1 protein-coding gene is annotated in these 268 nt (G+C 43.3%); it reads left to right on the top strand.

The window, feature by feature from the left end; genetic code table 11:
* The coding region (locus HA632_RS01855) for a hypothetical protein (RefSeq protein ID WP_217902809.1) at positions 1-268 on the top strand (268 nt) is incomplete at both ends.

Raw genomic sequence — 268 nt, 5'->3', positions numbered from 1 at the left:
AATTGACTTTCGAAGATGTAACTACCAATGGTAATTGTGCAGGTTCTTATTCTGTAACCAGAACTTGGACTGCTACTGATGCTTGTGGAAATACTTCTACTGCTTCACAAACTATAAATGTACAAGACGTAACGGCTCCGGTTATCGCAGCGTTACCTGCCACTTCAACTATTTCTTGTCCGGCTGCGCCTGAGTTCGCTCAAGCTACTGCTACTGATGAGTGTGGTTCTGCTTTCGAATTGACTTTCGAAGATGTAACTACCAATGG

It is taken from the genome of Flavobacterium sp. J49, assembly GCF_011742145.1.
In the GTDB taxonomy this organism is placed as follows: domain Bacteria; phylum Bacteroidota; class Bacteroidia; order Flavobacteriales; family Flavobacteriaceae; genus Flavobacterium.
Note: the sequence above shows the minus strand (reverse complement) of the source record. Positions and strands in the feature narration are given on the sequence as shown.